The sequence below is a fragment of the Achromobacter sp. 413638 genome (genome assembly GCF_043119405.1).
Taxonomy (GTDB): Bacteria; Pseudomonadota; Gammaproteobacteria; order Burkholderiales; family Burkholderiaceae_B; genus Achromobacter.
Genome location: NZ_JBICCO010000004.1, coordinates 23,051 through 44,431, shown reverse-complemented (window position 1 = coordinate 44,431; position 21,381 = coordinate 23,051). Strand labels below are relative to the sequence as shown.

Annotated in this window: 26 protein-coding genes; 19 read left to right on the top strand and 7 right to left on the bottom strand. The window is 68.7% G+C overall.

Translation table 11 applies throughout. The annotated features are described in order from the left end of the window. The first annotated feature begins 156 nt into the window (after positions 1–156). The 3 genes from ccoG to ACEU5R_RS02915 are packed head-to-tail and all read left to right on the top strand — an operon-like array spanning position 157 to position 2,171. On the top strand, positions 157–1,650 hold the full coding sequence (ccoG, locus tag ACEU5R_RS02925) for a cytochrome c oxidase accessory protein CcoG (RefSeq protein ID WP_392409031.1): 1,494 nt from the start codon (positions 157–159) through the stop codon (positions 1,648–1,650). 38 nt (positions 1,651–1,688) lie between these two features. Beyond that, the gene (locus tag ACEU5R_RS02920; protein WP_392409030.1) at positions 1,689–1,892 is read left to right on the top strand and encodes a FixH family protein; all 204 of its coding nucleotides are present in this window, start codon (positions 1,689–1,691) and stop codon (positions 1,890–1,892) included. Between the two features lie 42 nt (positions 1,893–1,934). Beyond that, positions 1,935–2,171: a hypothetical protein gene (locus ACEU5R_RS02915; protein WP_103273719.1), complete on the top strand. Its 237-nt coding sequence runs from the start codon at positions 1,935–1,937 to the stop codon at positions 2,169–2,171. A gap of 59 nt (positions 2,172–2,230) precedes the next feature. On the opposite strand, the gene ACEU5R_RS02910 is transcribed toward ACEU5R_RS02915, so the two are convergent. Beyond that, positions 2,231–3,166, bottom strand: a complete 936-nt coding sequence (locus ACEU5R_RS02910; protein WP_103273720.1) for a LysR family transcriptional regulator — start codon at positions 3,164–3,166, stop codon at positions 2,231–2,233. A gap of 135 nt (positions 3,167–3,301) precedes the next feature. Here ACEU5R_RS02910 and ACEU5R_RS02905 point away from each other — a divergent pair, with 135 nt between their 5' ends. From ACEU5R_RS02905 to ACEU5R_RS02880, 6 genes are all read left to right on the top strand, one after another. After that, complete coding sequence (locus ACEU5R_RS02905; protein WP_103273721.1) at positions 3,302–4,276, top strand: tripartite tricarboxylate transporter substrate binding protein; 975 nt, start codon at positions 3,302–3,304, stop codon at positions 4,274–4,276. A gap of 8 nt (positions 4,277–4,284) precedes the next feature. Continuing rightward, positions 4,285–5,346, top strand: coding sequence for a 4-hydroxythreonine-4-phosphate dehydrogenase PdxA (locus ACEU5R_RS02900; protein ID WP_103276408.1), 1,062 nt, complete (start codon positions 4,285–4,287; stop codon positions 5,344–5,346). Between the two features lie 62 nt (positions 5,347–5,408). Next, the gene (locus ACEU5R_RS02895; RefSeq protein WP_103273722.1) at positions 5,409–6,581 is read left to right on the top strand and encodes an L-rhamnonate dehydratase; all 1,173 of its coding nucleotides are present in this window, start codon (positions 5,409–5,411) and stop codon (positions 6,579–6,581) included. 7 nt (positions 6,582–6,588) lie between these two features. After that, positions 6,589–7,518 carry a dihydrodipicolinate synthase family protein gene (locus ACEU5R_RS02890; protein WP_103273723.1) on the top strand — a complete coding sequence of 310 codons (930 nt, stop codon included), beginning with the start codon at positions 6,589–6,591 and terminating at the stop codon, positions 7,516–7,518. 168 nt (positions 7,519–7,686) lie between these two features. After that, complete coding sequence (locus tag ACEU5R_RS02885) at positions 7,687–8,610, top strand: ABC transporter ATP-binding protein (RefSeq protein ID WP_103273724.1); 924 nt, start codon at positions 7,687–7,689, stop codon at positions 8,608–8,610. Next, positions 8,607–9,368, top strand: a complete 762-nt coding sequence (locus tag ACEU5R_RS02880; protein ID WP_103273725.1) for an ABC transporter permease — start codon at positions 8,607–8,609, stop codon at positions 9,366–9,368. Before ACEU5R_RS02885 ends, ACEU5R_RS02880 begins: the two co-directional genes overlap by 4 nt. 31 nt (positions 9,369–9,399) lie before the next feature. Here ACEU5R_RS02880 and ACEU5R_RS02875 read toward each other — a convergent pair whose 3' ends face one another. Together ACEU5R_RS02875 and ACEU5R_RS02870 are read right to left on the bottom strand one after the other, a co-directional pair. Beyond that, complete coding sequence (locus ACEU5R_RS02875) at positions 9,400–10,104, bottom strand: glutathione S-transferase family protein (protein ID WP_392409028.1); 705 nt, start codon at positions 10,102–10,104, stop codon at positions 9,400–9,402. Positions 10,105–10,201: 97 nt separating this feature from the next. Beyond that, positions 10,202–10,600, bottom strand: a complete 399-nt coding sequence (locus ACEU5R_RS02870) for a DUF4168 domain-containing protein (protein ID WP_103273727.1) — start codon at positions 10,598–10,600, stop codon at positions 10,202–10,204. A gap of 294 nt (positions 10,601–10,894) precedes the next feature. On the opposite strand from ACEU5R_RS02870, the gene ACEU5R_RS02865 reads away from it, so the two are divergent. Beyond that, the gene (locus ACEU5R_RS02865; RefSeq protein ID WP_103276409.1) at positions 10,895–11,338 is read left to right on the top strand and encodes a GNAT family N-acetyltransferase; all 444 of its coding nucleotides are present in this window, start codon (positions 10,895–10,897) and stop codon (positions 11,336–11,338) included. Positions 11,339–11,394: 56 nt separating this feature from the next. Here ACEU5R_RS02865 and ACEU5R_RS02860 read toward each other — a convergent pair whose 3' ends face one another. Then, a complete protein-coding gene (locus tag ACEU5R_RS02860; protein WP_103273728.1) occupies positions 11,395–12,210 on the bottom strand; it encodes a sulfite exporter TauE/SafE family protein in 816 nt (271 codons plus the stop codon). Positions 12,211–12,361: 151 nt separating this feature from the next. Between ACEU5R_RS02860 and ACEU5R_RS02855 the strand changes: the two genes are divergently transcribed. Next, the gene (locus ACEU5R_RS02855; RefSeq protein ID WP_392409027.1) at positions 12,362–13,129 is read left to right on the top strand and encodes an AraC family transcriptional regulator; all 768 of its coding nucleotides are present in this window, start codon (positions 12,362–12,364) and stop codon (positions 13,127–13,129) included. Positions 13,130–13,239: 110 nt separating this feature from the next. Here the strand turns inward: ACEU5R_RS02855 and ACEU5R_RS02850 are convergent, their stop codons facing one another. Continuing rightward, the gene (locus ACEU5R_RS02850) at positions 13,240–13,887 is read right to left on the bottom strand and encodes a hemolysin III family protein (protein WP_103273730.1); all 648 of its coding nucleotides are present in this window, start codon (positions 13,885–13,887) and stop codon (positions 13,240–13,242) included. Positions 13,888–14,195: 308 nt separating this feature from the next. On the opposite strand from ACEU5R_RS02850, the gene ACEU5R_RS02845 reads away from it, so the two are divergent. The 3 genes from ACEU5R_RS02845 (at position 14,196) to ACEU5R_RS02835 (ending at position 16,277) form a co-directional block, all read left to right on the top strand. After that, the gene (locus tag ACEU5R_RS02845; protein ID WP_103273731.1) at positions 14,196–14,384 is read left to right on the top strand and encodes a hypothetical protein; all 189 of its coding nucleotides are present in this window, start codon (positions 14,196–14,198) and stop codon (positions 14,382–14,384) included. Positions 14,385–14,511: 127 nt separating this feature from the next. Next, positions 14,512–15,591 (top strand): alpha/beta hydrolase family esterase, encoded by a 1,080-nt coding sequence (locus ACEU5R_RS02840; protein WP_392409026.1) that lies wholly within the window; start codon positions 14,512–14,514, stop codon positions 15,589–15,591. A 161-nt stretch (positions 15,592–15,752) separates the two neighbouring features. Beyond that, positions 15,753–16,277: a DUF1993 family protein gene (locus tag ACEU5R_RS02835; protein ID WP_103273733.1), complete on the top strand. Its 525-nt coding sequence runs from the start codon at positions 15,753–15,755 to the stop codon at positions 16,275–16,277. A gap of 9 nt (positions 16,278–16,286) precedes the next feature. Here the strand turns inward: ACEU5R_RS02835 and ACEU5R_RS02830 are convergent, their stop codons facing one another. Both ACEU5R_RS02830 and ACEU5R_RS02825 read right to left on the bottom strand, forming a co-directional pair. Beyond that, positions 16,287–16,769, bottom strand: coding sequence for a VOC family protein (locus tag ACEU5R_RS02830; RefSeq protein WP_103273734.1), 483 nt, complete (start codon positions 16,767–16,769; stop codon positions 16,287–16,289). Between the two features lie 105 nt (positions 16,770–16,874). Then, positions 16,875–17,231: a DUF1428 domain-containing protein gene (locus ACEU5R_RS02825; RefSeq protein ID WP_103273735.1), complete on the bottom strand. Its 357-nt coding sequence runs from the start codon at positions 17,229–17,231 to the stop codon at positions 16,875–16,877. 258 nt (positions 17,232–17,489) lie between these two features. Here ACEU5R_RS02825 and ACEU5R_RS02820 point away from each other — a divergent pair, with 258 nt between their 5' ends. The 5 genes from ACEU5R_RS02820 to ACEU5R_RS02800 all read left to right on the top strand — a co-directional run bounded on the left by ACEU5R_RS02820 (position 17,490) and on the right by ACEU5R_RS02800 (position 21,202). Then, positions 17,490–18,452: a GlxA family transcriptional regulator gene (locus ACEU5R_RS02820; RefSeq protein WP_392409024.1), complete on the top strand. Its 963-nt coding sequence runs from the start codon at positions 17,490–17,492 to the stop codon at positions 18,450–18,452. 162 nt (positions 18,453–18,614) lie between these two features. After that, entirely contained in the window at positions 18,615–19,529 is a 915-nt protein-coding gene (locus tag ACEU5R_RS02815) for a prolyl oligopeptidase family serine peptidase (RefSeq protein ID WP_392409023.1), read from the top strand. Positions 19,530–19,601: 72 nt separating this feature from the next. After that, complete coding sequence (locus tag ACEU5R_RS02810; protein ID WP_392409021.1) at positions 19,602–19,733, top strand: hypothetical protein; 132 nt, start codon at positions 19,602–19,604, stop codon at positions 19,731–19,733. Then, positions 19,730–20,317, top strand: coding sequence for a hypothetical protein (locus ACEU5R_RS02805; RefSeq protein WP_392409020.1), 588 nt, complete (start codon positions 19,730–19,732; stop codon positions 20,315–20,317). Before ACEU5R_RS02810 ends, ACEU5R_RS02805 begins: the two co-directional genes overlap by 4 nt. Before the next feature lie 141 nt (positions 20,318–20,458). Next, positions 20,459–21,202, top strand: coding sequence for a sulfite exporter TauE/SafE family protein (locus tag ACEU5R_RS02800; protein ID WP_392409018.1), 744 nt, complete (start codon positions 20,459–20,461; stop codon positions 21,200–21,202). Positions 21,203–21,381: the final 179 nt, after the last annotated feature.

Below are 21,381 nucleotides of genomic sequence, written 5' to 3'. Positions count from 1 at the left end.
TGTGGCATAGAGCCTGAGAGAAACGGCGTTTCTCTCAGGCGACGTGGACTTGATGAGTACGGAGCAGCAAATGAAGATGACCCCCCACGCCGCGCGCGCGTTGTGCGCTTGCTGCCCCCCCGAGGGGGGCGCGTTTCATCTTGGGGCGGCCCTGCGATGAAAAACGATGGGTCAACCGCAACCGTCAGCACGCCGCCCGGCGGCGATCCGCCGCCCTGGCGGCCGCATGTGCGGCCGCCGCGTCCCGGCCAGGAAACGCTGGAACAGACCCTGGCCGGCGTGCGCAGCAAGATCTACCCGCGATCCGTCAGCGGCCTGTTCGCGCGCTGGCGCATCGCCTTCGTCTTTCTGACCCAGCTCATCTTCTACGGCCTGCCCTGGCTGCAATGGAATGGCCGCCAGGCCGTGCTGTTCGACCTGGGCGCGCGCAAGTTCTACCTGTTCGGCCTGGTGCTGTGGCCGCAGGACGTGGTCTACCTGGCGGTGCTGCTGGTGATCTCGGCGCTGGCGCTGTTCCTGTTCACCGCCGTGGCCGGCCGGCTGTTCTGCGGCTACGCCTGTCCGCAGACCGTCTACACCGAGATCTTCATGTGGATCGAGCGCAAGGTCGAAGGCGACCGCGTGGCCCGCATCCGCCTGGACGAGTCGCCCTGGTCCTGGCACAAGGCGCGGTTGAAGATCACCAAGCATTTCCTGTGGATCGCGCTGGCCTGGTGGACTGGCTCGACCTTCATCGGCTACTTCGCGCCCATCCGCGAACTGGGACATGAACTGTTCACCTTGCAGCTTGGTCCCTGGCAGTGGTTCTGGATGGTGTTCTACGGATTCGCCACCTGGGGCAACGCGGGCTTCATGCGCGAGTCGGTCTGCAAGTACATGTGCCCCTACGCCCGCTTCCAGAGCGTGATGGTCGATCCGGACACCTTCGTGGTCACCTATGACAAGCGTCGCGGCGATCCGAGAGGCGGCCGCTCGCGCAAGGTCGACCACAAGGCCGCCGGCCTGGGCGACTGCGTCGATTGCAGCCTGTGCGTGCAGGTTTGTCCGACCGGCATCGACATCCGCGAAGGGCTGCAATACATGTGCATCGGCTGCGGCGCCTGTATCGACGCCTGCGAGCAGGTGATGGACAAGATGCAGTACGAGCCGGGCCTGATCCGCTATACGTCCGAGCGCGCCATGCTGGACGGCCTGTCGACCAAGAGCGCCCGCTCGCACCTGCTGCGTCCGCGCGTGCTGGTCTACGGCACGCTGATCCTGATCCTGGTCATCGCCTTCATCGCCTCGCTGGCCATGCGCAATCCCCTGCGCGTGGACGTGATCCGCGATCGTGGCGTGTTGGGCCGCGAAGTGGCCGGCGGACTGATCGAGAACGTGTACCGCCTGCAGATCATCAATACGTCGGACTCGCCGCTGCGCCTGCGTCTGTCGGCCGAGGGCCTGCCCGGACTGGCGGTGCTGGCCGGCCAGGAAGCGTCGGACGTGGTGGAGGTCGAGGCCGCCGCCAACAAGCTGGTGCCGATGGTGATCCGCGTACCCGCGGGCGGCAAGCCCGGCGCGCATCCGATCACCTTGCACGCCCGCGCCCAGGACGGCGAGAATCGCGGCATCGAGACCGACGAACCCGCCAGCTTCTACATTCCCAACTGAGCGCGGCATGGACCCGCGCAAGGATCAAAGGACACGCTATGACTACCGCCACGATCGCCAAGCCCTGGTACCGTGAATTCTGGCCCTGGTTCCTGATGGCCGGCCCGTTCCTGGCGATGCTGGGCTGCTTCATCACCATGTATTTCGCCTTCACCCAGTTCAGCAACCAGCCCATCCAGGAAGAGGGGCTGGTCAAGCGCGGGCTGGTCATCGAGCAGCAGGGAGTGGGGGCGGCGCGTTAGGCGGCCGTCCGGTCCAACCCGTAAGACAAAGGAGGGGCACGCATGGGCCTGAGATCGTTGATGTGGATCCTGTGGCCGTCGTTCCTGGCGGCGGCAGCCTGTAGCGCGCTGATCTTCGCGCTGATCGACCCGCTGGACGTGGCCATATTCGGGCACGTGCCCACCGGGCGCACCGGCTTCTACACCGTGTCCTTCTTCGTGCTGTGGGTGATGGCCGGGCTGTCCAGCGCGCTCACGGCCTATCTGATGCCCAAGCCCAGGGAAGACGACGAGCTGTAATGGCGGCGGGGCGGGCGGCCCAGGCTCCATTTTCGGTCTGAACACGCTCCAGGGCCGGCCTAGGCCGCCGCGCCCGCCTCGTGCAGCAGCTCGACGAAATGACGCGCCGGCGCGCTCAGCGGCCGGTCGCGCGGTACGATGCTGCCGAACGCCGTCAGCGCGTGCCGGATCTGGTACGGCAGGATGGCCAGCAGGCCGTGGGCCGCGTAGCGGCTGGCCACGGACTCCGGAATCACGCCCAGCATGGTCGACTTCATCGCCAGGTTGGTGGTGGTCAGGATGGAGGCCGATTCGATCAGGCCCGGCGGCGTGGCCGCGTCATGGGAGCGGAATTCCTGCTCGATCACGTCACGCATCGGGCTGCCCTGCGGCTGCAGGATCCACGGATACTCCCGCAAGGCCTCGAAACTGACGCGCGCGCGTCCGGCCAGGGGGTGGTCGACGGCCGCGATCACCGACAGCGCCTCGTCGCCGATGGGGCGGAACACATAGTCGCGCGGCGGCAGCGTCAGCATGCGGCCGATCACCACATCCAGCCGACCCTCGTTCAGCCGTCCGATCAGCAGGTCGCTGGTGCCCGTCGAAATCTCCACCGCCAGCAGCGGATAGGTCTGCTTGAGCCGCAGCAGCGCGTCGGTCAGCGGCCCGGGCGAGGCGGCCATGATGCTGCCGATGAACAGCTTGCCCGCGCTGCCGAGCCGCAGCTCTTCCAGCTCGCGCGCCAGCGAGGACACCGTGCCGCGCATGCCGCGGAAATAACCCATCACGCAATCGCCCGCCGCCGTCAGCGCCAGGCCGCGGCCTACCCGCTCGAACAGCGGCTGGCCGATGGCCTGCTCCAGCTCGTGCAGCATCTTGCTGGCGGCCGACTGGGTCATGTTCAGCGCCGCCGCCGCCGCGCGCAGCGTGCCGCGTTCCTCGATGGCCAGCAGCAGCACGATCTGCCGCATGCGCAGGCGCGCCAGCAGGGCGGGGGCATTCAGGGCTCGTTCCATGATTGATCGCCTGGAGTGAACGGTTGGTGCCAAAGTTTCATTTTACGGAAACGAATCGACTCCCTAAGATGGCTGCATCAAAACAAGCCGCCGGGCACGGACCCGGAATGGCGCAAAGCCCCCAAGGAGACAAGCATGAAGACCCGTTTGCTGGCCGCGATCGCGGCGGGCGCCCTGTGCCTGGCGGCATCGGGCCCATCCCTGGCGCAGGACGCCAACTGGCCCGTCAAGCCGCTGCGGCTGCTGGTGGGATCGGCCCCCGGCGGCGGCACCGACGCCATGGCGCGCGCGGTGGCCGACAAGCTGGGTCCGAGGCTGGGCCAGACCGTGGTGGTGGAGAACAAGCCGGGCGCCTCGAACACGCTGGCCGCCGACCTCGCGGCCAAATCCGGCGACGCGCACACCATGGTGATGGGCGTGTCCACCGCCCATGCCATCGCCCCGCACCTGCTCAAGCTGGGCTATGACAACGACCGCGACCTGACGCCGGTGGTGTTCGTGGGCGCGGTGCCCAACATCCTGGTCGTCAACAACCAGGTGCCGGCGCGCACGGTGCAGGAACTGATCGCGCTGCTCAAGGGCAAGCCGGGCGAGTACAACTTCGCCAGCAGCGGCGCCGGCAGCACCCAGCACATCGCGGCCGAGCTGTTCAAGGACGCCACCGGCGTGCAGATCACGCACATTCCCTATCGCGGCAGCGGCCCGGCCATGGTCGACCTGATGGGCGGCCAGGTGCAGATCGCCTTCGAGACCGCGTCCTCGGTGATTCCGCACATCAAGAGCGGCAAGGTGCGGGCGCTGGCGGTCCTGAGCGCCGCCCGCAATCCGCAGCTGCCCGACGTGCCCACCATGGCCGAGGCCGGCGTGCCCGGCGTGGAGATGAGCGCCTGGTATGGCATCTACATGCCCAGCGGCACGCCCGCCGCGATCCAGCGCCGCGTGCACGACGAGGTCAACGCCATCCTGGCGCTGTCCGACACCCGCGCGCGCCTGCAGGCCATCGGCGCCGACGTCAGCCCGATGAGCCAGGAACAGTTCGCCCGCTTCCATCAGGCCGAGAACCAGCGCTACGCCGCGATCATCAAGAAGAACCACATTTCCGTCGAGTGAAGACCATCATGCATCCGCAGCATCGAACCGCCGGCCAGCCGGCGCAGGACCTGCCCGTCGTCGCCCTGACGCTGGGCGACCCGGCCGGCATCGGCCCGGAACTGATCGCCCGCCTGCTGGCGCGGCCGCAGGCCGCGCAGCTGGCCAACATCGTGTTGGCCGGCGACCCCTGGCTGTGGGAAGCGGGACAGCGGATCGCCGGCGTGCGCGTGGCGCTCGATCCGGTGGACAGCTTCGCCGCCGTGCGCGGCCGGCCCGCCACCGGCCGCGCCGCCTGGCTGGCGATGGACACGGTGCGGCCCGGCGACGTCAGCCCGGGCCAGGCCGGCGCGGCCGGCGGCGCATCGGTGCTGCGCGCGCTGGACGCCTGCATGGACGCGGCGCTGGCCGGCCACGTCGACGCCATCTGCTTCGCGCCGCTGAACAAGCACGCCATGAAGCTGGGCGGCCTGCGCCACGACGATGAACTGCATCATTTCGCCCAATACCTGGGCGTGACCGGTTACTTCTGCGAGTTCAACACGCTCGGCGATCTGTGGACCTCGCGCGTGTCCTCGCACATCCCGCTGAAGGACGCGGCCGCCGCGCTGAGCGTGGCCGGCATCAAGGACGCCGCCCGGCTGATCCACCGCGCCTTGCAGGCCAGCGGCGTGCCCGAGCCGCGCGTGGCCGTGGCCGCCTTCAACCCGCATGGCGGCGATGGCGGCACCTGCGGCCGCGAGGAAGTCGACATCATCGCGCCGGCGGTGCGCGAACTGAACCAGGAAGGCTTGCCGGTGCAGGGGCCGTTTCCGGCCGACACCATCTTCCTGAAGGCCCAGGCCGGCGAGTTCCAGGCCATCGTCACCATGTATCACGACCAGGGCCAGATCGCGATCAAGCTGCTGGGCTTCTCGCGCGGCGTGACGGTGCAGGGCGGGCTGCCCATTCCCATCACCACGCCCGCGCATGGCACCGCCTACGACATCGCCGGCCAGGGCAGGGCGAGCGACGCGGCCACATGGCAGGCCTTCAACGTGGCCTGCCGCATGGGTCGTTCGCACCGCGCGGCGCGCGCCGCCCGGGCCTGAACCGGTATCCAGACATTCCGGCGCGGTCCGCGCGCCGTTCCCCACGCCTCAGGAATCCCCTCATGAAAATCAAATCCGTGCGCGCCCGCGTCTACGAATGGACCGGCAAGACCGTGCCGCCGCAAGGCAATTTCTGCTCCAACGCCATGGACCTGCTGTATTCGCCGCAGGAAACCATGAGCACCTTCCGCTTCCACGGCTGGACCGTGGTCGAGATCGAGACCGACGACGGCATCGTGGGCCTGGGCAACGTGGCGCTGGCGCCGCGCATCGCCAAGGCCATCGTCGACCAGTACCTGGCGCCGCTGGTCATCGGCCACGACCCCTGGGACTACGAATACCTGTGGCAGCGCATGTACCGCGCCACCCACGCCTGGGGCCGCAAGGGCGTGGCCATGGCGGCGATCTCGGCGGTGGATCTGGCCATCTGGGACATCCTGGGCAAGTCCGTGGGCAAGCCGGTGTTCAAGCTGCTGGGCGGGCGCACCAAGGAGAAGATTCCCTGCTACTACTCCAAGCTCTATCGCGGCGATCTCGACGCCATGCAGCGCGAGGCGCAGACCTATCTGGACCAGGGCTTTCGCGCCTTCAAGATGCGCTTCGGCTACGGGCCGGCGCATCTGCAGCACGGCGTGGCCGAGAACCTGAAATCGGTCGAGGCCGTGCGCGAGGTGATCGGCTACGACACCGACCTGATGCTGGAGTGCTACATGGGCTGGAACCTGGAATACGCCAAGCGCATGCTGCCCAAGCTGGAGAAGTTCGAGCCGCGCTGGCTGGAGGAGCCGGTGATCGCGGACGATATCGACGGCTACGCCGAGCTGAACCGCATGGGCTCGATTCCCATCTCGGGCGGCGAGCACGAATTCTCGCTCTATGGTTTCAAACAGCTGCTGGACCGCAAGGCCATCTCGGTGGCGCAGTACGACACCAACCGCGTCGGCGGCATCACCGCCGCGCACAAGATCAATGCGTTGTGCGAGGCCCATAGCGTGCCGGTGATTCCGCACGCCGGCCAGATGCACAACTATCACCTGACCATGAGCACGCTGGCCTCGCCCATGAGCGAGTATTTCCCCATGTTCGACGTGGAGGTCGGCAACGAGCTGTTCTATTACATCTTTGACGGCGAGCCCACGGCCAGCAACGGCTTCATCGACCTGGACGACGCCAGGCCCGGCCTGGGGCTGACGCTCAAGACCGAGTTCCTGGACCAGTTCCGCATCACCGAGTGAGGCCGCCATGCCCGGACTTTCCAACCCGCGCTATCGCGGCATCTTCCCCGTCGTTCCCACCACCTTCGGCGAGGACGGCGCGCTGGACCTCGCCAGCCAGCGGCGTTGCGTCGATTTCATGATCGATTCCGGCGTGGACGGGCTGTGCATCCTGGCCAATTTCTCGGAGCAGTTCCTGGTCTCGGACGAGGAGCGGGAGATCCTGACCCGCGCGGTGCTGGAACACGTGGCCGGCCGCGTGCCGGTGATCGTCACCACCACGCACGCCAGCACCCGCGTCTGCGCCGAGCGCAGCCGCCGCGCCCAGGACATGGGCGCGGCCATGGTCATGGTCATGCCGCCGTACCACGGCGCCACCTTCCGCTTCGGCGAGGCGCAGGTGCGCGCCTTCTACCAGGGCGTGTCCGACCGCATCGGCATTCCCATCATGATCCAGGACGCGCCGGCCGCCGGCACGCCGCTGTCGCCCGCCTTCCTGGCCGGCATGGCGCGCGAGATCGAGCAGGTCTCGTACTTCAAGATGGAAACGGCCGGCGCCGCCGGCAAGCTGCGCGAGCTGATCGCGCTGGGCGGCGAGGCGGTCGAGGGCCCCTGGGACGGCGAGGAGGCCATCACGCTGCTGGCCGACCTGGAGGCCGGCGCGACCGGATCCATGACCGGCGGCGGCTATGCCGACGGCATCCGGCCCATCATCGAAGCCCATCGCCGTGGCGATGTCGAGGCCGCCTACGCGCAGTACCAGCGCTGGCTGCCGCTGATCAACCACGAGAACCGCCAGGCCGGCTTCCTGGCCGCCAAGGCGTTGATGAAGGAGGGCGGCGTGATCGCCTGCGACGCCCCGCGCGCGCCCTGGCCGCCGCTGCATCCCGAGACGCGCCGGCAGTTGCTGGCGATCGCGCGCAGGCTGGACCCGCTGGTGCTGCGCTGGGGGCGTTGAACGCAAGCGCCGGGCTGGCGGCGCCGGCCCGATCCGCGGCCGCCCGGCAGGTCCTTGCCGCCCGCCATTGGCCAGCGGCCGCGAACATAGCGTTCCGCTCCCGCTGACAAGGTCGTATCCTACGGCAGGTAAAATCCCCGCTGTTCCAAACCATCCAGCGGGGCGTCCGTGCAGCCGGTCATTTCAGTCCAGGGCTTGTCCAAGCGATATGCATCCGGGTTCCAGGCGCTCAAGGGCGTGGACCTGGAAATCCGGCGCGGAGAGATCTTCGCCCTGCTCGGGCCCAACGGCGCGGGCAAGACCACGCTGATCAGCATCATCTGCGGCATCGTCAACGCCACCGAGGGCCGGGTGCTGGCCGACGGCCATGACATCGTCGCCGACTACCGCAAGGCCCGCGCCAAGATCGGGCTGGTGCCGCAGGAAATCTCCACCGACGCCTTCGAGAGCGTGTGGAACACGGTGTCGTTCAGCCGCGGGCTGTTCGGCAAGCCGGCCAATCCCGCCCTTATCGAGAAGATTCTGCGCGACCTGTCGCTGTGGGACAAGAAGGACAACCGCATCATGGCGCTGTCCGGCGGCATGAAGCGGCGCGTCATGATCGCCAAGGCGCTGTCGCACGAGCCGCAGATCCTGTTCCTGGACGAGCCCACCGCCGGCGTGGACGTGGAGCTGCGGCGCGGCATGTGGGACATGGTGCGGCGGCTGCGCGAGAACGGCGTGACCATCATCCTCACCACGCACTACATCGAGGAAGCCCAGGAAATGGCCGATCGCGTCGGCGTGATCCGCAAGGGCGAGATCATCCTGGTCGAGGAAAAGCACGCGTTGATGGAAAAACTGGGCAAGCGCCGGCTGGCCCTGACGCTGAAGACGCCGCTGGCGGCCGTGCCGCCCGGTCTGGAGGCCTATGCGCTGGAGCTGGCCGAGGACGGCCGCAAGCTGGTCCATACCTACGGCAAGCAGGACGGCGGCGATATCTCGCTGCTGCTGCGCGCCCTGGCCGAGCGCGGCGTCGAATTCACCGACCTCAATACCTCCGAAAGCTCGCTCGAGGAGATCTTCGTCAGCCTGGTGCACGCGCAATCATGAACTTCCACGCCATCCTCGCCATCTACAAGTTCGAAATGGCGCGCGCCTGGCGCACGCTGATGCAGAGCGTGGCCTCGCCGGTCATCTCCACCGCGCTGTACTTCGTCGTGTTCGGCTCGGCCATCGGCTCGCATATGGTCGAGATCGACGGCGTCAGCTACGGCGCCTTCATCGTGCCCGGCATGATCATGCTGGCGCTGCTGACGCAGAGCATCGCCAACGCCTCGTTCGGCATCTACATGCCGCGCTTCACCGGCACCATCTATGAAATCCACTCGGCGCCGATCTCCTACGTGGAGATCGTGGCCGGCTACGTGGGGGCGGCCGCCAGCAAGTCCATCCTGCTGGGCCTGATCATGCTGGCCACGGCGCGGCTGTTCGTGTCCTTCGGCGTGGCGCATCCGTTCTGGATGCTGGGCTTCCTGGTGCTGACGGCGGTCACGTTCAGCCTGTTCGGCTTCATCATCGGCATCTGGGCCGACGGCTTCGAGAAGCTGCAGATCATCCCGCTGATGATCATCACGCCGCTGACCTTCCTGGGCGGCACCTTCTATTCCATCAAGATGCTGCCGCCGTTCTGGCAGAGCGTCACGCTGCTGAACCCCGTGGTCTACCTGGTCAGCGGATTCCGCTGGGCATTCTACGGAGTGGCCGATGTCAGCGTGGGCGTCAGCGCCGGCATGACGCTGGCCTTCCTGGCGCTGTGCCTGGTCTGCGTGCGCTGGATCTTCAAGACCGGGTACCGGCTCAAGACCTGAGCCGGGCGGTGCGGGATCGGGCGGCTTGCGTTCAAGCCTGAGTGGAGGCCGCCTGCGCGGCGCGGGCCAGGCCGCCGTGCGCGTCCAGCAGCCGTTCGCGCCAGGCATGGACGGCGTCGTCCGGCGCCAGCAGTTCCTGCGCGCTGGTGCAGCGCGCCCACATGAACATCCCGAACACCGCGTAGTCGGCATAGGCCGGCGCGTCGCCGGCCAGGTAGGGCTGGCGCGCCAGCGTCAGGCGCAGCGGCTGCAGGGCGGCGCGCAGCGCCTCGATCTGCGCCGCATAGCCGGCCGGCAGCTCCTCCAGCGGGCCGAAGCGCTTTTCGCGCGTGACGCGGAAGTAGTCGCGGTCCTTCTCGTGGATCAGCGCGTGGATGGACGGCAGCAGCAGCCGGGCCAGGATGGGCACCAGCGTGGCGTCGCTCCAGCTGTTGACGAACAGGCTCAGCTTGCGGCCGGCCTCGCCGCCGAACAGCGAGGGGCGGTCGGGAAAGGCGTCTTCCAGGTGGCAGGCGATCCGCCAGGAATCGCTGACCGCCTGGCCGTCGTGCAGCAGCACCGGCACCAGCTTCTGGCCGGAGAACGCGATCTCTTCCTTGTCCGTGAAACGCCACGGCACCGTGGCGGCCGACAGCCCCTTGTGGGCCAGGGCCATGTGGATCTTCCAGCAATGCGGGCTGAACCGCAGCGACGCGTCGGCGCCGGCCAGGTCGTACAGGGTGAGATCGGGATTCAAGGCGATGCGCTCCTTGCGATGGCGGGACGGAAATCCTGACCCCAAGGATAGCGCGTTACGCCGATCCGCCGGCATGGCGGATCGGCGGGACAGCAGGCTAGCGCGTCTTGCCGGACGGATTGAGCTTGGACACGCGCTGCTGCAATTGCGGATCCTGCTGCACGGCGCGGCTGATGCCGTTGAATTCGTCGACGGTCAGGCCGTCGGCGCGCACCAGCTGCACCATTTTCTCGTCGGCTTCCTTGACCAGCTTCTGCTTGGCCTCGTCGGTCTTGGCCGATTCGACCTTGGGCCGATATTCGTCCACGACGCCCGAGACCTTCTGCGACGCCGAGGCAAAGCGTTGCAGCTGCTGGTCGGACGGCTGCGGCACGGCCGGCGCCTGCATCGGCGATGGCGTCTGGCTGGCTGGAGGCTGTTGCTGCGCCAGGACCGGCGCGGCCAGGGCGGCGGACAGCAGGGCTGCGTACAGGAACGTGCTGGGGGATCGCTGCATGGGGACCTCCTTGTGATGCGTAAAGCGTGGCAGGCCAAAGGGGAGCCCCGTCGGGGCATCCCGATGGATACGGGTCCATGATGGCAAAGCACGTCGGCCGGCCTCAAGTTTCCCGATGTGTTTTCCTGTGTCGGCGAGCCACCGCAAGGTCGCGGCGACTCCCAGGGCGCGCCCTGGGACGGCGCCGGAAACGTTTTGCGCGATTTGGTAGGCGCTGCTGGCCGCCATGTTTCCTTGCGTGTGCGGCCGCGCCATAATCTGGGGCCGTCCCTTCCAACCGAGGCCATGCCGTCCATGAGCGCGCTGCGCATTTCCACCGACAAGTCCGAACTCGACGTTGACATGATCCACGCCTTCCTGCGCGACCAGACGCCCTGGGCGCGCGGCATGCCCCGGGACACGCTGGAGCGCGCGCTGGCCGGCTCGCGCTGTTACGGCGCCTACCTGGACGGACGCCAGGTGGCCTTCGCGCGGCTGGTGACGGACGAGGCCACCTTCGCCTATCTGTGCGATGTGTTCGTGCTGCCGGACTGCCGGGGCCGGGGCTATTCGCGCGAGCTGATGCGCCACGTGTTCGACGATCCGGTTGTGGCGGCGTTGCGGCGCATCGTGCTGGTGACGACCAGCGCGCATGGCGTCTACGCGCCGCTGGGCTTCACCGCGCCCGAGCATCCCGAACGCTACATGGAACTGCACCGCCCGGATGTCTATGCGGCGTCGCCGGCCGTTGCCGGCTAGCGAGCCATGCAGGTTTTCGGTCGCTGGAAAGGCAAGGGCGTGGCAGACCGGCGTTCCTAGGCCAGCAGCATGCCCAGCAGCACCAGCGCCAGCAGCACCAGATAGGCGCGGGCGTGCAGGCGGTCGGGGATGCGCGGGATCAGCGGCGCGCCCAGCCGGATGCCCACCAGCGATCCCAGTGACAGCAGGGCGAAGGCAGGCAGGTCCACATAGCCGGCCATCCACGGCGCCAGACCGGCGGGCAGGTCGCGGGCGGCGACGACATAGGCCAGCGTGCCGGCCACGGCCACGGGCAGCGTCAGCGGATTGGCCATGGCCGCGGCCTGCGCCATCGGCAGTCCGCGCCGGCGCAGCAGCGGCACCGTCATCACGCTGCCGCCCACGCCCAGGAAGGCCGCCACCGCGCCGATCGCCAGGCCGCCGCCCGCCGTCGCCGCGCCGCCCAGCGGGCGTGGCTGGCCGCCGCCGTCATGCGCCAGGAAGCCCTGGCGCAGCAGGCAGTCGGCCAGCGTGACGGCCAGGTAGGCGATGAAGGCCAGGCGCACCAGTCCGCCGTCGATCCGCATCGCCGCCAGCGCGCCCAGCGCCGCGCCCACGGCGATGTAGCCGGCCAGCGGCCAGACATAGGCGCGCAGGATGTTGCCGGCCTTCTGATGGCGCCGGGTGGCGGCCGCGGCGTTCACGATCATGACGCAGGTGGACGTGGCCACCGCGATGTGCATGGCGGCCAGCGCGGCCGGATCGTCGGCCGCGTGGCCGGCCCGCAGGGCGGCATACAGCACCGGTACGGCGACGAAGCCGCCGCCGAAGCCGAACAACACGGTGGTGACGCCGCTGAGGACGCCGAACAGGGCCAGGACCAGATACAACATGCCGCGATTCCTGCGAAGAATGATGATGGGATCACGATAGCGGCGCCCGCCCTGGCCGGCTTTCGAAATGAAGACAGTAATATTCGAGTTTCAGCCAACTCCCGAACAGCCTCCGTGGCTGCCCGCTGCGGGCAGACGGGAGGACGCCCGCATGCGCAATACCCATATCGACCTGCATGACGCCCTGGACCGCGCGCTCGTCGCCATCGGCAACGACTATCCGGCCGGACACCTGCTGGACGCGCACGCGCACCGGCGCGCGCAGCTGCTGTACGGCGCCACCGGCGTCATGCTGGTGCTGAGCGAGGATGGCGGCTGGGTGGTGCCGCCGCAGCGCGCCGTCTGGATCCCGGCCGGCGTCACGCACCAGGTGCGGATGCTGGGGGTCAGCACGCGCAGCGCCTACATCGAGCCGGGCGCGGCGCGCGCGGACGCGCGGGCCTGCGAAGTGGTGGAGGTGTCGCCGCTGTTGCGCCAGCTGCTGCTGGCGGCCGTGGACATGCCGGCGCAGTACGACAGGGAAGGGCGCGACGGCGCGCTGGCCCGACTGCTGCTGCACGAGGTGGACCGCGCGCCGGCGCTGCCGCTGCACATCCCGCTGCCGCGCGACGCGCGGCTGGGGGCGTTGTGCCAGGCCTTCATGGCGGCGCCGGACATCCGCTCGCGGCCGCAGGACTGGGCCGGGCGGCTGCACATGAGTCCGCGCAGCTTCAGCCGCCATTTCCGCGAGCACACCGGCATGTCCTACGCCCAATGGCGTCAGCGCGCCTGCGTGGTGCTGGCGCTGGCGCGGCTGGCGGCGGGCGATCCGGTCACCGTCATCGCGCTGGATTTCGGCTACCAGGGGCCGGCCGCGTTCTCAACGATGTTCAGGCGCGTGCTGGGCGCGGCGCCCTCCGCCTACCTGCGCACCGACTAGGACCCTCCATAGCACGCAGGAGGTGCTGCTTCAGCGGGATGCCGCGGAGCCGGCTTTGCCGGTCCGCAGGCATGCCCCTGGGGGGGCGCGTCAGCGCTTCGGGGGGGATGTCAACCCTTGGCGTACCAGAGGACGGCGAAGAAGTGGCAGGCGGTGCCGGCCAGCACGAACAGATGCCAGACGAAATGCGCGTAGCGCCAGCGCGAATCGAACACGAAGAACACCACGCCGCCGGTGTAGGCCAGGCCGCCGGCCACCAGCCACCACAGCCCGCCCTCGGGCACGCGCTCGATCAGCGGGTTGACGGCGATCAGCACCAGCCAGCCCATGGCCAGGTACAGCCCGGTGGAAATGGCGGGGCGGTTCAGCCGCTTGCTGGCCTTCAGCCCCACGCCCAGCAGGGCCAGGCCCCAGACCAGGCCGAACAACGTCCAGCCCCAGGGCCCGCGCAGCGCGCCCAGCGCGAAGGGGGTGTAGGTGCCGGCGATCAGCAGGTAGATGGCTGAGTGGTCCAGCACGTTGAACAGGCGCTTGGCGCGGTTCAGCGGCAGGGCGTGGTAGATGGTGGACGCCAGGTACAGCAGCACCATGGTCGCGGCGAAGATGGCGGCGCCGGCGATGAAGGCCGCGTCGCCCTGGCGCGTGGCGGCGACGATCAGGATGGGGGCGGCGGCCACCGCGCAGGCGGCGCCCAGGCCGTGGCTGACGGCGTTGGCGATTTCTTCGCCCAGGGTCTGGGGGCGGTCGTTGGGGAACATGCGGTGGAGCGTCCGTGGCGGAGTGTGGGGAATCGGGGCTCCCACCTTAGGCGTTTTGCGGCGGCGGCTCAAGCGCCGCCTCCTGTAACGGCGAGGCGTGTTCCATCGGCTTGATTTTCGGCAAGCGGGGCCGTCGGTTACGTTTCGGATATGGGTTCCATGCGGTTACTGTGTGATACATTTGATCCGCACAAATAATCGGCCCGGACAGGCGACTGGCGCCGCTGCTGGCCGATTTTTCCGTTTCCGGCGGCGGCGCGCTCGGCGCCCGCTCAATCAAACGCTATCGCATGTTCCGGGGGGCACCTATGATTCCTGTCATCGGCATTATGGTTGGGGCTTACATCGTCACGCGCATGACCGCGATGCTGACCCGGCCGGACACCAACAAGATCGTCAAGGCGCTCTCCATCGTCACCATCGCGATCGCCTTGCTGTCCTGTCTGGAGCTGTTCACCAGCGGCGCCGCGATGTCGGCCCGGGCGGGCCGTTACTGAGCACACGCAGCAAATCCGGCATCCGTCGCCCGGCGGATGAGGCAGTCGGCGGGCCGTGCAGCTGCGGCCAGGTGGTATCGGGACGTCGTCTTGGGGCAAGCAAGGTTCAACTGGCCGAGGCCTGACAATGGCGCGCAGTTTTTCCACTCTGTTTTTCAAGGCCGCGAAAAAGCTCGGCAGGATCCAGCGCGCGGCCTTGAACCTGGCCGTGCCCGGCGCCTCCGGCAAGCGCGCCGCCGCGTCGCGCCGGGCGGCGGCCAGGCGCGGCGCCAATGCCTCGCGCGACGGCGCCTCGCCCTCGCTGGGCCTGGGCCGCTGGGAGGCCTCGCGCCAGTTCACCGACGGCCTGGGCCGGCGTCTCGCCTTCGCCCGCTACATTCCGCCCGGCGTGCCGCGCCAGGGCATGCCGCTGGTGGTCATGCTGCACGGCTGTCGCCAGACCGCGCTGTCGTTCGCGCAGGGTTCGCGCATGAACCAGTGGGCCGACGCGGCCGGCTTCATGGTGCTGTACCCGCAGCAGTCCATGGCCCGGCAGGTGCAGCGCTGCTGGCGCTGGTTCCAGCCCGACGCGCTGCACGGCGGCGGCGAGGCCGACCTGATCGCCGCGCTGGTCCGCTCGGAAGTGGGGCGTCATGGCCTGGATCCGACGCGCGTGTACATCGCCGGCCTGTCGGCGGGCGCCGGCATGGCGGCTCTTGTGGCGCTGCGGCATCCGCAACTGGTGGCGGCGCTGGCCATGCATTCCGGCCCGGTGACGGGCGACGCGCACAGCGCCGCCGCGGGCCTGCAAACCATGCGCCGGGGCGCGCTCAAGCCCCTGCGTCCGCTGCTGGAAAGCGTGGCCAATCCGGCCGCGCTGCGCCTGGGCATGCCGGCCATCATCCTGCAGGGCCAGCTCGATCCCGCCGTGGCGCCGCGCAACGCGCGCCAGCTGTTCGACCAGTTCCGCCTGCTCAATGGCCTGCACCCCCAGGATGTTCCGGTCGAGCGCGTACTGGGGCTGGGCACGGACAAATCCTATCGCCGGGTCGACATGCTGAAGGACCGCCGCGCCGTGGTGCGGCTGTGCGAGATCACGCATGTCGAGCATGCCTGGAGCGGCGGCGATCCGGCCGTGAGATACCACAGCAGGGGCGGGCCGGACGCATCGGCGCTGATCTGGCGCTTCTTCCAGGCACAGCGGCGCGGCACGCCGCCGGCCCTGTAGCCGCGACCGGCGCAAGCGGCTATTGTTCGCGGATCGGGAATGGTGATGTCCAGGCCGGGCGCGGGCCAGGTTGGCGCGGGCGACGGTAAGATCGCGGCATTCCCGAGGCCCCGCCGCCGTCGCGGCGGGCGGTCGCAAGCACACCGTTGGAACGTCCCATCATGTCCCTTTCTCTCTACCAGGCTTCGGTGCCTGTATTCGTCCGCGGCCTGAATGTGCTGGCCGCGCTGCTGGAAAAAGCCGAGTCGCATGCCCGCGAAGCCGGCATCGATCCCGCCGAACTCGTCAACGCCCGGCTGGCGCCGGACATGTATCCTTTGTCTGGCCAGATCCAGCGCGCCAGCGACGCGTCCAAGTTCGCCGCGCAGCGTCTGTCGCGGATCGAGGCGCCGAAGTTTCCCGACGATGAAACCACGCTGGCGCAGCTGCGCCAGCGCGTGGCCGACACCATCGCCTATCTGCAGGGCCTGGCGCCGCAGGCCTTCGACGGCGCCGAAAGCCGCAAGGTCACGCTGTCGTTCGGCGACTTCAAGCCCGAGTTCCAGGGCGACGCCTATCTGCTGAGCTTCGCGCTGCCGAACTTCTACTTCCACGTCGCCACCGCCTACGGCATCCTGCGCAACCAGGGCGTGAAGATCGGCAAGCTGGATTTTCTCGGACCGTATCCGGGCTTGAACCCGGCCTGAGCGCGGCCGCTACTTCGGGCCGCCGCAGCCGCCCATCTTTTCCATGTTCTGGCGGATTTCCTCCGGCGTCAGGTCGAGCTTGTGCGTGGCCATGGACCAGCGGTGGCCGAACGGATCCACCAGCTGGCCGTAACGGTCGCCCCAGAACATGTCGGCCACCGGCATGGTGACCTGGGCGCCGGCGTCCACGGCCTGCTTCATGGCCGCGTCCACATCCTTGACATACAGGTGCAGGTAGACCGGCGAGCCCTTGAGCGCCTTGGGCCCCAGACTGCCCCATTGCGGGAAGTCGTCGCACAGCATGATGGTGGAGTCGCCGATGCGCAGCATGGCGTGCATCAGCTTGCCGTCGGCGCCGGGCAGGCGCGCCAGCTCCTCGGCGTTGAAGGCCTTCTTGTAGAAGGCGATGGCGTCGGATGCGCCTTCGCAGACCAGGTGCGGGGTCAGCGTGTGCATGCCGGGGGGAATTGCGTGGGTGGCGGGGGTGGGCATGGGTTTGCTCCAGGGACAAGGGCGCCGGCCGGGATCTCCGGACGGGCAGGGTGTTTGGCCGGAAAGGCCGGTGACGCAGGCCCCGTTCGGGCCGGCGGGTGTCGGTCAGCTTCCGATCATGGACGTGAAGCCGCCCCAGCACATGCGCTTGGGATCGAAGATGCCTCCGCATTCCATGTTGGCCAGACGCGGATCGCTCATGGCCAGCGCGTTGATGCGGTCGCGCTCGGCCTTGCTGGCGAACAGGATCCAGGCGAACACCACGGTTTCGTCGGGACCCGCGCCGGCGGCCTTGGTGAAGGAGGCGAAGGCTTCGTTGTCCAGTTCGTCGCCGCGGCATTCGCGGTAGTCCAGCGCGCCGTGTTCCAGCCATACGGTGCGCGCCAGTCCGGCCATTTTCTTGTACGCCTGCAGCTCGGCCGTTGCCACGCTCAGCAGGTAACCGTCTATGTACTTTTCCATCGATGACTCCATTGCAGGGTGTTGTTCTACGCGGCGCGACGCCCGCGCGCCGCTGATTCCGCCGTCCGGACATCGAGCCGGTGAGAAACACTTTATCGGGATCCGCGCGCGCTTCCGATAGGCGATTGCGACAATCTTGCGGGTGGATTGCGACAGGCTTCCGGCGTATTCTTTGCCGGGTAAAAACGGGTGTGCCGGATACCGCGCGGCGCGCAGCGGGCGCCGCGCGCCGCCGCCAGAAAACAGGACGATTCCGCCATGAAAAACGTCGCTTTCCTGCTGCCCACGGGCGCGAACATCGCTTCCCTGGAGACCGCCAGGCAGGGCTTCCTGGTGGCCAACGAATACCTGGCGGCGCAAGGACGTCCGCCCGGATTCAGCGTGCGCACGCTGGCCGTCACGCGCGAGGTCCGGCTCGATGACGGCCGCATCACGGTCCAGGCCGATGCCGTGCTGGACGAGGCCGGCGCTGTTGACATCTGCATTGCGCCGCCCCTGCTGGGTTCGGTGTCGGACGTGGTGCTGAACAACCGCGCGCTGATCGAATGGCTGGCGCGCCACCACCGGGGCGGCGGCGAGGTCGCCAGCCTGTGCATGGGCGCGGCGCTGCTGGCGGCGGGCGGCCTGCTCGACGGGCAGGAGGCAGTGGTGCACTGGGCCGCGCAAGGCATGTACGCGCAGCTGTTTCCCGAGGTGCAGTGGGTCAGCGACCGCGTGGTCATGGCCGGCGAGGGCATCTACACCAGCGGCGGGGCTTTTTCGGCCGCGCACCTGGTGCTGCACCTGATCGAGCGCTACGCCGACCGCGACACCGCCATCTGGTGCGCCAAGTATTTCCAGCTGGACTGGAGCCGGCAGAGCCAGCTGCCCTTCGCCGTGTTCATGGGGCAGAAGGCGCATGCCGACCAGGCGGTGCGCGCGGTGCAGGAATACATCGAAGGCCGCTATACCGAGAAGATCATGGTCGAGGCGCTGGCCGACCGCCACGCGATGGGGCGGCGCACGCTGGAGCGGCGCTTTCGCCAGGCCACCGGCAACAGCATCGTCGAATACGTGCAGCGGGTGCGCGTCGAGGCGGCCAAGAAGCGGCTGGAAAACTCGCGCAAGAGCGTGTCCGAGGTCATGTACGAGGTCGGCTACAACGACACCAAGGCGTTCCGCGACATCTTCAGCAAGTACTGCGGCATGTCGCCGGTGGGCTACCGGGAACGCTACCAGTAGCGTCGCCGCGCAGGCGGCGGCCGGCCTACACAAGGCATACATAATCCGCACAGTTTTTCACATTGCGGCGGGTCGGGCTTTCTACAATTTCCGCGCTACCCGCGGGTTGCGCGCGTCCGCCTGCAGGCGGATCGCGTCCGCGTCGAACTCTCGGAGAACCGCTTGGATCCCTTCCTTGTATCGGCCCACGGCCGGCCGGCGCCGGTGGCGCGCGCCGGCATGCGCGTGCGCGCGCGCCTGGCCGGCGCGTCGTTGTGCGCGGTCCTGGCCTGCGCCGGCGGCGGCGCGGCGGCCGCGGCCGGCAAGGTGCTTGAATCGCAGCAGCGCTACGCGCCCACGGCCGCGCAGCTGGCGCTGGTGGAGCAGTATCGCGGCGCGCCGCTGGAGGACTTTTCCGAAGCGGTGTTCGATGCGGGCAAGACCGACATGCCGTACCGGCTGCTGGCGCCGGCCCGGCCGGTGGCTGGCGAGCGCTACCCGCTGGTGGTGTTCTTTCACAGCTCCGGCGGCATCGGCGACGACAACCTCAAGCCCATGACGGCCTTCACGCGCCTGTGGGCCGCGCCCGATGTGCGACGCAGCTTTCCGGCCTATGTGGTGGTGCCGCAGATGCGCGACCGCAGCGCCAACTACATTAATGACACGCATGGCCTGCGCGTTTCCCAGCCGGGGGCGCCGCTGGCCGACGTGCTGGCGCTGGTGGATGAGCTGATGCGCCGCCATCCGATCGACCCGGCCCGCGTCTATGCGCTGGGCTTTTCGATGGGCGCGTCCGCCGCGATGGACGCCGCCGTGGCCCGGCCCGGCCTGTTCGCCGCGATGGTCGCGCTGTCGGGCGTGCCGCCCGAGCGCAGCCTGGCGCGTTCCGTGGCGCATGTGCCGACCTTGCTGATCCACGGCGACTACGATCAGGAGAATGCCTATGTCGGCGCCCAGGTCTGGGCCGAGGAACTGGCCGCCGCCGGCGGTCGGCCCCGGTTCATCACCTATGTCGGCATGGACCATCGCGTGCCGCCGCAGCTGTTCACCGACGGCGCCTGGCGCCAATGGCTGTTCGAGCAGCGCAAGCCGCGCTAGCGCGCCGTTGTGGACCCGCCCGGCCATGGGACAATACGGCATTCTCTTCGGCCCCGGTGATCCACGATTCCCATGTCCAAGCCACTCATGTCGTTGCTGGTCGGTTTTTCTTCTCCCATGCATGGCGAGGTCAATGGTCCGGCCGTGCCTCGGCCGGACGTCGCGTCCGCCGGCGGCGCGCCCGGCCGGGCGGCGCAGGCATGAGCGGCTATGCACCCATCCGCGACCAATTCCTTCGTTTCGGCGACCTGCGCCCGCAAGGCGCGGGCGAGTGGCGCGGCCCGTTTCCGCTGCCACCGGCGCTGGCCGAGTTCTACGCCGAAGTCGGGCCGCTGGGCCCCGTGGTCTATGAGCATGTCGGCCCGGTGGGCGTGACCATTCCCGGCACGGCCCTGGGTTTCGCGCCGCTGGCCAAGCTGTGGGTCCGGCAGGCCGGTTATCGCTGGGACGGCAACAGCGGCGAGCGTCTTACGGACTGGCCCGAGGACTGGCTCGTCATCGCCGACCAGCACGCCGATCCGCTGATCCTGGAAATGTCCACCGGCCGCGTCCTGTACGCGCTGCATGGCGCGGGCCGCTGGGATGCGCAATGGCTGGCGCCCGACCTGCGCACGCTGGCCGCCGTGCTGGCGGCCGTGGGCGGTGTCCATGAAGACGCCGGCGACGATCTGTGCGACGACGAGGGCGAGCTGCGCCCCAGGCACCGCGAGGCCGCCGTCCGGGCCGCCGCCGCCGTGCTGGGCGGCGACGAGGCCGCCCGCGCTTTCTTCGATCTGCTGGAATGGTGAGCCCGGCCGCCATCAGCTTGAGGCTATGGCGGCATCAGCAGTCCGAATGGCGCGGCCGCGCCGTCTCTCTAGAATAGCGATCCAGGCGCGCAGGACACGGCGGACGCAAGCCGGCGCGGCGCGCCACGGGGAGAAGGACTCATGGATGGCTGGTGGCTGGTCGCGCTGGGCGCGGCCGTGGCGGGATTCGTGCAGGGTTTGTCGGGCTTCACGTTCGGCATGGTGTCGATGTCGTTCTGGGCCTGGGCGCTGGATCCGCGCCTGGCGGCCGCGCTGGCCGTGTTCGGCTCGCTGACCGGCCAGCTGCTGGCGGTGTTCTCGGTGCGGCGCGGTTTCGACTGGAAAATGCTGTGGCCCTTCGTGGCCGGCGGGCTGGCCGGCGTGCCGCTGGGCGTGCAGCTGCTGCCCATGCTGGACATGACCTGGTTCAAGGCGGTGCTGGGCGCCATCCTGGCGATCTGGTGTCCGACCATGCTGTTCGCCGCGCGCCTGCCGCGCATCAAGGGCAGCCGGGTCGGCGACTGCGCGGCCGGACTGGTGGGCGGCGTGATGGGCGGCATCGGCGGCTTCACCGGCGTGGTGCCCACGCTCTGGTGCACGCTGTGCGGCTTCGACAAGCACGCGCAGCGCGCCGTCATCCAGAACTTCAATCTGTCGATGCTGGCGGTGACCATGCTGACCTATCTGGGCACGGGCATGATCACGCGCGACATGCTGCCGATGTTCGCGGTGGTCGCGCCCGCCATGCTGGTGCCCACGCTGCTGGGCACGCGCCTGTACATGGGGATCTCGGAGCTGGCGTTCCGCCGCATCGTGCTGGGCCTGCTGACCTGTTCGGGCGTGACCCTGCTGATTTCGGCCGTGCCGCAGTTGCTGGCGCGCTAGCGCGGGGCCATTGCGGCCCCGCGCGGCATCGCTAGTGTGCTGCCCCGCAGATACGCCCGCACGAAATCCACCCCTAGCCGCCATGGCGTCGTTGCAAATCCTCGCGATACCTACGGGTATCGCTGCGGTTTGCGCCTAGCCCTGACGTCTATGGATGAATTTCGTCATGCGCACGCATC